Source organism: Nocardioides sp. P5_C9_2 (assembly GCF_054049555.1).
On sequence record NZ_JBFUMD010000110.1, the window covers coordinates 1 to 9,173 of the forward strand.

Here is a 9,173-nt window from a genome sequence, read left to right on the forward strand (position 1 = left end):
GAGTACCTCCACCTCGACTGGGTGGGCACCCTGACCGCCTCCGGCCAGGGGGAGAGCAACCCGGTGGCGGCGATGCCGTCGCTGCACGCGGGTGCCGCGCTGCTGGTCGCCCTGTTCCTCTGGCCGATCGCCACCAGGGGGTGGCGGGTCGTGCTGGCCGCCTACGCGCTGGCGATGGCCGTCACCCTCGTCCACACCGGGGAGCACTACGTGGTGGACGTCCTCGCCGGCTGGCTGGTGGCCGCCGCGGCGGTCGCGGGCGGGGCACTCGTGCGGCGTCGCCGGGCCGGTCGGACGGTCCCGCGAGGAGAGTCCCGAGGGGTCAGACGAACGTCGAACCGACGTACGTCGTGACCGCCGCGGTGATCCCGGTCGTCGCGACGAGGAAGCCCACGGTCGTGGCGACTCCGAGGATGCGCCGGGTGAGGGACGCGTCCGTCGGCAGCACCGATCGCCGCCCCTTGTCGAGCACCCGACCGCAGGAGAGCAGGACGCGGCGGGCCCACTCGTACTCCAGTGCCAGGAGCGCCGCACCCAGCGCCATCACCACCAGCCCCGGCCCGGGCAGCACCAGCATGGCGACGCCGGCCACGAGCAGGAGCGGACCCACGATGCTCACGCCGACCTTGACGACGACGGCCCGGACGGGCCCCCGGTGCGCCCACGCCTCGACGCGGGTGAGGACCTCGTGGGATCGGGGGGTCAGTGTCGTGCCGCTCATCGTTTCTCCCTGCTGAGGTCGACCACCAGTGTGGGGCCTCGGGCTGAGGGCACCCTGAGGACGGCTCGCGCCCCGGGAAGGATCGAGCGGCGCCCGCGGTTGGGGCAGCCATGCGCATCTTCTTCACCGGGGCCAGCGGCAAGGCCGGACAGCACGTCGCGCCGTACCTCGCCGCCCAGGGCCACCACGTCACCAACGCCGACCTCGTCCCGCTGGGGCACCCGGACATCGCCGACCTGCGGGTCGACCTCACCGACGCCGGGGAGACCTACTCGGCCCTCGCCGGACTGGCGACCTTCGACGAGCTCGAGCTCGCCGAGAAGCCGAGCTACGACGCGGTGGTGCACTTCGCGGCGGTGCCGGCGATCCTGCTCGCGTCCGACGCCAGGACCTACGCCACGAACGTGCTCAGCACCTACAACGTGCTCGAGGCCGCGACCCGGCTGGGGGTGCGCAAGGTGATCTTCGCGTCCTCGGAGACGGCGTACGGGATCTGCTTCGCCCAGGGCGAGCGGCGACCGCTGTACGTGCCGGTCGACGAGGAGCACCCGACGGTCCCGGAGGACTCGTACGCGATGTCGAAGGTCGCGGGGGAGGTGACCGCGCGGTCCTTCCAGGCCCGCACCGGCGCCGACGTCTACGGGCTGCGGATCAACAACGTCATCGAGCCGCACGAGTACGCCGAGATGTTCCCGCCGTTCCTCGACGACCCGTCGCTGCGGCGCCGCAACGTCTTCGCCTACATCGACACGCGGGACCTCGGCCAGATGGTGCAGCGCTGCCTGGAGGTCGACGGGCTGGGCTACGAGGTCTTCAACGTCGCCAACGCCGACATGTCGGTCGCCGCGACCAACGAGGAGGTCCGGGACCGCTTCTACGACGGGGTGGAGGTGCGCCGCGAGATGGGTCGCGACGAGACGTTCTACGCCGTCGACAAGGCGCGCGACCTCCTCGGCTACGAGCCCCAGCACTCCTGGCGCGACGTCCTGGCCGACCCCCGGAGCTCCTGACCGAGGACGCAGGAAGCCGCGGTCTCGCACCCCCGAGAGGGCGCGAGACCGCGACACCCGGGTCAGCGAGCGCGCACCGTGTTCGACCTCGTCGACCACGCGCCGGCGCCGGCGGCGTTGATGGCACGGACCGTGAAGCGGTAGCTGCCCCGCCTCAGCGTCATCGTGCGCGAGCGGGCGCTGCCGCTCAGCCTGTCCGAGGTGATCGTCCGGCTGTGTGCCCCGACCCGCACCGCGCGGACCTGGTAGCCGACGGCCCCGGCGACGGGCCGCCACCGAGCGGTGGCGGTGGTGCGACCGCCGGGCCGACCCGCGACGGCGCTCCTCATCCGCGGCGCGGACGGTCGCACCTGCCCGGCCGAGGACGGCGTACCCGTCGAGGACGGCGCACCGGTCGAGGCGGGTGAGCCGGCCGCGGGTACCGGGGCGGGAACCGGCAGGGCCCCGGCCGCGGTGGCGGGCGTCAGCCGGCTGCCGGCCGGCACCGGGAACGGGAAGCCCAGCACGGCGAGACGACCGCGCACCTGGTTCTGTGCCTGGCAGTCCTGGACGCAGTCGGTGGGCGGGTTGCCCACCTCGACGGCGTCCTCGCCGGTCACGAAGCCCATCCGGCCGCCGCTGGCGACGTCCCAGATCGACTGGCTGCCGCAGTGCTCGACGCTCGGGGTCACGGGGGTGGCGGTGTTGCACGCCGGCTGGTCGACGCGCTCGGCGACCTGGGCGCTGTCCCGGGCCACGAAGGCGGGCGAGAAGTCGTTGCCGATGTTGGTGCGGGTGCTGACCTTGACGCAGAGCTGGCCGGGTGGCCCGGTGGTGACGCTCGTGCACTCGTCCCCGAGGAACTGGCCGACCCGCTCGCGGAAGTTGGTGTTGTCGAAGAAGAACGGCCGGAGCGCCGGGTCGGCCGACTGGGCGAGCGTGTGCACGATCCGGGTCGTCTGCCCGTCCTCACGCTCCGGCTCCATCTGGAAGATGCCGCCCTGGGCGCAGTCCTTGGCCTGGATCTTCATCGACAGCGCGGGACCGGTGCGCGTGATGACCAGGTCCTCCCCGTCGATGCTCACCGCCACGTCGCCGGTGAGCGTCGCCCCCCGGTGGTCGGGCACCTTGCTGGCCCACACGGGCGTGAAGCGGCCGCCGGTCATGTCGTTGTCGTTGGCCGCTCCGGTGAATGCGTAGTCCAGCACGGCGAAGTCCGCCGCGCGGACGTCGAACTGGTTGTAGAGGCCCCGTACGCCGAACCGCTCACCCAGGGCGGCCGCGGGCACCGTGGCCCCGGTCGCACCCGAGGCGACGGCGGTGCCGGTCGCCAGGTTGACCAGGCTGAACCCACCGCCCTCGCACCCGTCGGAGCTCGCGGCGGTGGCGGGCACGGTGAGCACCCCCGCCGTCATCGTCGCGGCGCCGAGCGCCAGGACCGTCGGCGCGACCACGCGCCGTACCCATCCTCTGGCCCGTACCCATCCTCTGGTGCGGTGCAGGCTGGCTCTGTTCATGACGACGCTCCGCTCTGCGGCGTGTGCGGTCACGCCACCCAGGGCTCACAGCCTGTCGGCGGCACCCTCCGGGGTGCCATTGGACGTTGGTCCTAGTACCCGGTCCTGCTCGGCCGGCCGGTCCCAGAACCGACGGACCTGGGATCCGCGGACGCCGGCGCTACGATGGGGACCACATCTTCGGATGGACGGTCTCATGTGGTCGTACGCCTGGCTGATCGCAGCCGTAGTCCTCGGCGTGGTGGAAATCCTCACGCTGACGCTGGCGTTCGGCCTGCTGGCGGGTGCCGCGCTCGTCGCCGCGGTGGCCGCGGGCCTCGGGGCGCCGGTCCCGGTGCAGCTGCTCGCCTTCACCGTCACCGGCGGGGTCGCCCTGCTGGCGGTGCGCCCGATCGCGAAGCGGCACCTGGTCCTCCCACCGCCCTCGCTCGACGGCAGTGACGCCCTGGTCGGGCGGTCGGCGCTGGTCACCCGCGAGGTCAGCTCCACCGGTGGGCTGGTGCACCTCTCCGGCGAGGACTGGTCGGCCCGGTCCTACGACGAGGACCTGGTGATCCCGGCGGGCGTGCGTGTCGACGTCTTCCAGATCGACGGTGCCACCGCCCTGGTGCACCCGCACGACCCCCTGCCCGACCCCGTGCCCGACCCCCGACCCAGAGAGGCGTGATCGCGATGGAGCTGTGGGTTCCGGTCGCCGTCCTGGCCGTGCTCGTCGCCCTGCTGGTGGCCTCGGCGATCCGCATCGTGCCGCAGGCGCGGCGCTACAACATCGAACGGTTCGGCCGCTACCAGCGGACCCTCCAGCCCGGGTTGAACCTCATCATCCCGTTGGTCGACCGGGTCAACACCAAGCTCGACGTCCGGGAGACCGTCTACACCTCGCAACCCAAGCCGGTGATCACCGAGGACAACCTCGTCGTCGCCATCGACACCGTCCTCTACTACCAGATCACCGACCCGCGGGCGGCGGCCTACGGGGTGAACAACTACCTCCAGGCCATCGACCAGCTCACCGTCACCACCCTGCGCAACCTCATCGGGTCGATGGACCTCGAGAGCACGCTGACCTCCCGGGAGACGATCAACCTCCGCCTGCGGGACGTGCTGGACGAGGCCACCGGCAAGTGGGGCATCCGGGTCAACCGGGTGGAGATCAAGGCCATCGACCCGCCGCGCAGCATCCAGGAGGCGATGGAGAAGCAGATGCGCGCCGAGCGGGACAAGCGGGCGGTGATCCTCCAGGCCGAAGGTCATCGCCAGTCGCTGATCCTCACCGCGGAGGGCACCCGCAACAAGCTGATCCTCGAGGCGGAGGGCCGCCAGCAGGCGAAGATCCTCGAGGCCGACGGCGAGGCCAAGGCGCTGGAGCGGGTCTTCCAGGCGGTCCACGACAACGACGCCGACCCGCAGGTGCTGGCCTACAAGTACCTCGAGATGCTGCCCCGCCTCGCCGAGCACGGCAACGGCTACTTCGTCATCCCGGGCGAGCTCAGCGAGGCGATGCGGACCGTGACGTCGGCCTTCACCGCCGAGCAGAGGCAGGTGCGCCCGGCCGAGGACGCCCCGACCGAGGAGGCCCGGCCCGATCCGATCCTCGAGCCGGAGCAGGTGAGGCCCCACACCTTGGGGGCCTGATCGACCACAGCCCCTCGCCGAGGTGCTGGACGCCTGGTCGCCCTGCACTCGTGGAGTGCTTGGCGCCGAGGGTCACCGGGTCTAGGGTCGGATGCCTCCGCGATCGCACTCTTGCTGGGAGAGCACGTGACCGTACGTCGCCGGCTGGCCGCCGCTGTCGGGATCCTGGCCCTGGCCCTGGCCGTCGTGATGAGCGGGATGACGTGGCGCGAGCAGCCCCGGGCCTCGGCGAGCCAGCGCAAGGTCTCCGGCAGCCTGCGGCTCTCGCCGGACGTCGCCGAGCCGGGCTCGAGGATCAGCGCCCGCGGCCGGGTCGTGCCGCGAGTCGAGCGCCGGGTGGTGCTGCAACGCGCGGTGGGCCGCTCCTGGAAGCCGGTCGCCTCCGGGACGAGCGCCGGGAGCGGCCGCTACACGCTGGTGACGAGGCTGCCGCGGGCGGAGTCCACGCTGGTGCGGTACCGCGTCCGCGTCCCGCGGTGGACCGTGCGCGGTCGGGTCCTGTCCCGGCGGATCACCCCGATCGCCATCGTCCGGACGACGAGCACCACTCCCGCTCCCTCTCCGACCCCGACGCCCAATCCCTCTCCGACCCCCATCCCGACGCCCACCCCCTCGCCGACCCCGACCCCGATCCCGACGCCCACTCCCTCGCCGACGAGCCCGCCCGCACTTCCCGCGCTGTCGGCGGGCCAGGTCGTGGTCGCCTACTGGCCCATGGACGAGCCGGCGGGGTCCACGACGATGGTCGACGGCAGCGGTAGCGGGCACCCCGGGTCGATCAGTGCGAACGCCGCGGCTGCGGGGCTCGTCCTCCGGGGCTCCGACTACGCCTGGTCGTCGCGGTGCCGTGACTGTCCCCCGGTCGCGCTGCCAAGACTCGTGCAGGTGGCCGACAGCGCCGACCTCGACATCCCCGACCCGTCCGTCCCCTGGATGGTGGAGTTCAGGTTCAGCACGAACACGTCACACGGCAACATCATGCAGAAGGGCCAGGCCGTCACCCGTGGCGGCCAGATCAAGGTCGAGGACGCCAGTGGACTGCGGTGCGTCTTCAGGGGCGCCGACGGCAGCGTCGTGGTGGCCACCGGCACCCGGCGCCTCGACGACGAGGCGTGGCACACCGTGGCCTGCGTCCACACCGCGACCTCGGTCTCGCAGTATGTGGACGGCGTCCTGGTGGCGCGCACCGCGGGACGCACCGGCCCCATCGACAACGGCGACCCGTTCGTCCTCGGCGGCAAGCGGTTGTGCGACCAGCGAGCTGTCGGGTGCGACTACTACTCCGGGGCCATCGACTGGGTGCGCGTCGTCCACGGCTGACGTGCGGGTCAGGCCGCGTCGCGGGCGAGCCGGTCGGCGACGATCATCCACACGTCCGGATCGACGCCCATGCCGAGGTGGGTCGAGGACACCTCCACGTGCTCCACGCCCGGCGTCGAGCGGTCGATGCACGCCTTCCAGGAGACGATCCCGTCCCGCGTGGAGAAGAGCACCGTGAGCGGCACGCGGATGGGTGCCACGGCGTCGAGTCGTCGGGTGACCCGACCGGCACCGGAGCCGCTGCCCGGCGCGCGGGCGACGGTGGTGTGGATCGGTCCGCCGATCACCGGCGTGCCGTACGTGACGACCCGCCGTACGGCCTCCGGATGGCGGCGGGCCACCTCGCGAGCGATCACGCCGCCCAGGCTCCAGCCCACCAGCGACGCCGGCGAGCCCGCCCGGTCGACCAGCTCGAGCACGCGTCCGGCCAGCCGGTCGACGTCACGTCGTGGGTCGCCCGTGTTGGTGCCGAAGCCCCAACCCCGGGCGTCGTAGCCCAAGGCGCGCAGGTAGGCGCGCAGCGGCGCACCGGTGACCTCGGGAGCGCGCCATCCCGGGATGTCCACCACCAGGTGGCCGTCGCCGCGGGGAGCCGTGGCCAGGCGCGGCAGGGCCCCCACCAGTCGGACCGCGTCCAGGGCGGCGCCGAGCTCGCCGAGCGCCGTCCGCGTCGAGGGCGGGCCGGTCGGCGAGCCCAGGGTCGAGGTGTCTGGGTGCTCGCGGGCCCGGGACCGGAGGCCGGAGGCCCCGAGGACCGGTCGACCCGGGAGCGGGAGGGTGCGCCACATGGTCACGACGGTACGGCTCGGGCCAGCCGGTCCCAGAACCGGCGGATCTCGGCGGCCAGCGCCTCCGGCTGCTCGAGGGGGACCAGCGTGCGGGCAGCCCCGATCGTGACGAGCTCGGCGTCGGGGGCCAGTGCGGCGGCCGCCGCAGCGTCCTCGGGACGCCAGTCCCCGCGGTCGTCGGAGGCGACGAACAGGCTCGGCACGGCGAGATCCGCGAGCTCCGCGGTGACGTCGACCCGGTGCAGGATGAAGGACCGGATGGCCATCGCCATGCTGCGCCGGCTGGGTCGGCCCAGCGACTCCACGACGGTCCGGCGGACCGACGGGTCGGCGGCGGAGGCGTCGGTGAGCATGGCGTCGACGATCGCCGACCGCACCGGTCCGACGGGACCCGCGAGGCGGAGGACCGGCAGCAGCAGCCGGATCTGGCGGCGGAGCGACGCGTCGATCGGCTCCGTCGGCGAGCTGACCGCCACCAGGCTGCGGAGCACGCCGGGCCGGGTGCCGAGCGCGAGGCCGACGTGCCCGCCGAAGGCGTTGCCGAGCCAGTCGACCGGACGGTCGATCCCGAGGTCGCCGAGAAGGTCGGCGGCCGCGTCCGCGGCTTCCCGGATGTCGCTCACCCGGTGCAGCGGCTCGCTCAGGCCGAGCCCCGGCGGGTCGACCAGCACGTAGCGGCGCCCGTCCGGCAGCAGCGGGACCAGTGGGTCCCACGTGTGGCTGTCGACGAACATCGACGACCACATGACGGTGGGCGTTCCCTCCCCGATGGTGCGGACGTGCAGTCGGCCGAGGCGGGTGCGGGCGATCGTGGCGCTCTCGCGCCGCGGGTCGGCACTCGGCCCCGGGTGGTCGTGGTGGTCCATGGCAGGTCCCCGTGTCTCAACTTGGTGTGAGTGTCACTCACATGAATATATCGATGTTAACGTCACTGTCATGAAAAGCAAGACCCTTCGCGCGTACCGGATGACGGCGCGTGCCGAGGCGGCCGAGCAGACCGGCGAACGCATCCTCGACGCGATGCTGGGTCGGTACGCCGAGGTCCCCTACGACCGCATCCGGCTCGAGGACGTCGCCACGGACGCCGACGTCACCGTGCAGACCGTGCTCCGGCGCTTCGGCAGCAAGCCCGGCCTGCTGGTCGCGACCATCGAGCGGGAGCTCGTCCGCCTCGCCGCAGAGCGGGGCGCGGCGCTGGGGGAGGCGCCCGCGGACACCGTGCACGCACTCGTCGGCTACTACGAGGACCACGGCACCCTCATCCTCAAGATGTACGCCGAGGCCCACCAGGCGCCGGGCGTGCCCGAGCTCGCCGCCCGGGCCCGCGACTACCACGTCGGCTGGTGCCGGGAGGCGTTCGCCGGCGCCTGGGCCGACGGGCCGGACGAGACGACCCGTGCGCGGCGACTCGCGCAGGTCGTCGCCCTCTGCGACGCCACGACCTGGCGCATCCTGCGCGTCGACGGCCACCTCTCGGCGCAGGAGACGGAGCAGGCCCTGCTGGAGCTGCTGCTCCCGCTGCTGCCCGCGCGTCCGTGAGCCCGCGTCGGCCGCGAGTGAGGCGGATGCCTCAGGCGCGCGGCGTACTCACCGACGACGCTGGACGCATGACGACGACAACCCCACGCCGGGCCGTCGAGGCGCTGCGGCAGCACCCTCGACTCGCCGACGGCGACGACGAACGCTTCACCGGCTACGGCGTGATGGGCGTGCCCTTCGCGAGTGGTCACTACCTCGCCCTGCGGGACATGCTGGCCACCTCGATCGGCCCGCCGTACCGGACGGTCTGGCACCGCGACCCGCAGGGGCGCTGGACCATCCACACCAACGGCGCGCCCGAGCTCACCTGTCCGCGCTACTTCTCCTCGGCGGTCACCGTGGAGCGCGTACCGCGTATCGACGTGTCCTGGCCCGGGGAGCGGACCCTGGAGGTGACGATCGGGGACGAGCTCGCCTGGCGCATCGACCTGGCCGCGACCCCGGCGACCCGCGTGATGACGGCGATGGGCAGTGCCCTCCCGGAGGCCGGCTGGGACAGCAGGGTCGTGCTCGCCACGATGGGGCCGATGGCGCGGACCATGCTCCACGCCGGCCGGATCCGCCTGGAGGGGGTGGCGCCGAACGGCCCCCGCTTCAAGGCGGCGCCGCTGCTGGTCTGGGGCCTCGCCGGCTCCGTGGCGTCGTACCGCGGCGAGGACTTCGG

General features: G+C 73.0%; 11 protein-coding genes. 7 read left to right on the top strand and 4 right to left on the bottom strand.

The window, feature by feature from the left end; genetic code table 11:
- Positions 1-354 (top strand): phosphatase PAP2 family protein (locus tag ACXJKL_RS07770; protein ID WP_457206488.1); only part of this gene is annotated, 354 nt, incomplete at its 5' end.
- Here ACXJKL_RS07770 and ACXJKL_RS07775 read toward each other — a convergent pair.
- The gene (locus ACXJKL_RS07775) at positions 323-721 is read right to left on the bottom strand and encodes a PGPGW domain-containing protein (RefSeq protein ID WP_457206489.1); all 399 of its coding nucleotides are present in this window, start codon (positions 719-721) and stop codon (positions 323-325) included. The two genes, ACXJKL_RS07770 and ACXJKL_RS07775, sit on opposite strands and share 32 nt — an antisense overlap.
- A gap of 110 nt (positions 722-831) precedes the next feature.
- Between ACXJKL_RS07775 and ACXJKL_RS07780 the strand changes: the two genes are divergently transcribed.
- The gene (locus ACXJKL_RS07780; RefSeq protein ID WP_457206490.1) at positions 832-1,731 is read left to right on the top strand and encodes an NAD-dependent epimerase/dehydratase family protein; all 900 of its coding nucleotides are present in this window, start codon (positions 832-834) and stop codon (positions 1,729-1,731) included.
- Positions 1,732-1,793: 62 nt separating this feature from the next.
- Here the strand turns inward: ACXJKL_RS07780 and ACXJKL_RS07785 are convergent, their stop codons facing one another.
- On the bottom strand, positions 1,794-3,164 hold the full coding sequence (locus ACXJKL_RS07785) for a fibronectin type III domain-containing protein (protein WP_457206491.1): 1,371 nt from the start codon (positions 3,162-3,164) through the stop codon (positions 1,794-1,796).
- Positions 3,165-3,411: 247 nt separating this feature from the next.
- Here ACXJKL_RS07785 and ACXJKL_RS07790 point away from each other — a divergent pair, with 247 nt between their 5' ends.
- From ACXJKL_RS07790 to ACXJKL_RS07800, 3 genes are all read left to right on the top strand, one after another.
- Positions 3,412-3,894 (top strand): NfeD family protein, encoded by a 483-nt coding sequence (locus tag ACXJKL_RS07790; protein ID WP_457206492.1) that lies wholly within the window; start codon positions 3,412-3,414, stop codon positions 3,892-3,894.
- A gap of 5 nt (positions 3,895-3,899) precedes the next feature.
- Positions 3,900-4,862 carry an SPFH domain-containing protein gene (locus ACXJKL_RS07795; RefSeq protein ID WP_457206498.1) on the top strand — a complete coding sequence of 321 codons (963 nt, stop codon included), beginning with the start codon at positions 3,900-3,902 and terminating at the stop codon, positions 4,860-4,862.
- Between the two features lie 126 nt (positions 4,863-4,988).
- Positions 4,989-6,182: a LamG-like jellyroll fold domain-containing protein gene (locus tag ACXJKL_RS07800; RefSeq protein WP_457206493.1), complete on the top strand. Its 1,194-nt coding sequence runs from the start codon at positions 4,989-4,991 to the stop codon at positions 6,180-6,182.
- Between the two features lie 8 nt (positions 6,183-6,190).
- Here the strand turns inward: ACXJKL_RS07800 and ACXJKL_RS07805 are convergent, their stop codons facing one another.
- Positions 6,191-6,970 carry an alpha/beta fold hydrolase gene (locus ACXJKL_RS07805; RefSeq protein WP_457206494.1) on the bottom strand — a complete coding sequence of 260 codons (780 nt, stop codon included), beginning with the start codon at positions 6,968-6,970 and terminating at the stop codon, positions 6,191-6,193.
- 2 nt (positions 6,971-6,972) lie between these two features.
- Positions 6,973-7,836, bottom strand: coding sequence for an alpha/beta fold hydrolase (locus ACXJKL_RS07810; RefSeq protein WP_457206495.1), 864 nt, complete (start codon positions 7,834-7,836; stop codon positions 6,973-6,975).
- A gap of 70 nt (positions 7,837-7,906) precedes the next feature.
- Between ACXJKL_RS07810 and ACXJKL_RS07815 the strand changes: the two genes are divergently transcribed.
- Positions 7,907-8,509: a TetR/AcrR family transcriptional regulator gene (locus ACXJKL_RS07815; protein ID WP_457206496.1), complete on the top strand. Its 603-nt coding sequence runs from the start codon at positions 7,907-7,909 to the stop codon at positions 8,507-8,509.
- A gap of 68 nt (positions 8,510-8,577) precedes the next feature.
- Positions 8,578-9,173: hypothetical protein (locus tag ACXJKL_RS07820; RefSeq protein WP_457206497.1), on the top strand; the 596-nt coding region annotated here is incomplete at its 3' end.

Coding starts and splice junctions, on each gene's coding strand:
- ACXJKL_RS07790 (WP_457206492.1), top strand. CDS start 3,412: ATGGACGGTCTCATGTGGTCGTACGCCTGGCTGATCGCAGCCGTAGTC.
- ACXJKL_RS07815 (WP_457206496.1), top strand. CDS start 7,907: ATGAAAAGCAAGACCCTTCGCGCGTACCGGATGACGGCGCGTGCCGAG.
- ACXJKL_RS07780 (WP_457206490.1), top strand. CDS start 832: ATGCGCATCTTCTTCACCGGGGCCAGCGGCAAGGCCGGACAGCACGTC.
- ACXJKL_RS07805 (WP_457206494.1), bottom strand. CDS start 6,970: ATGTGGCGCACCCTCCCGCTCCCGGGTCGACCGGTCCTCGGGGCCTCC.
- ACXJKL_RS07795 (WP_457206498.1), top strand. CDS start 3,900: ATGGAGCTGTGGGTTCCGGTCGCCGTCCTGGCCGTGCTCGTCGCCCTG.
- ACXJKL_RS07775 (WP_457206489.1), bottom strand. CDS start 721: ATGAGCGGCACGACACTGACCCCCCGATCCCACGAGGTCCTCACCCGC.
- ACXJKL_RS07810 (WP_457206495.1), bottom strand. CDS start 7,836: ATGGACCACCACGACCACCCGGGGCCGAGTGCCGACCCGCGGCGCGAG.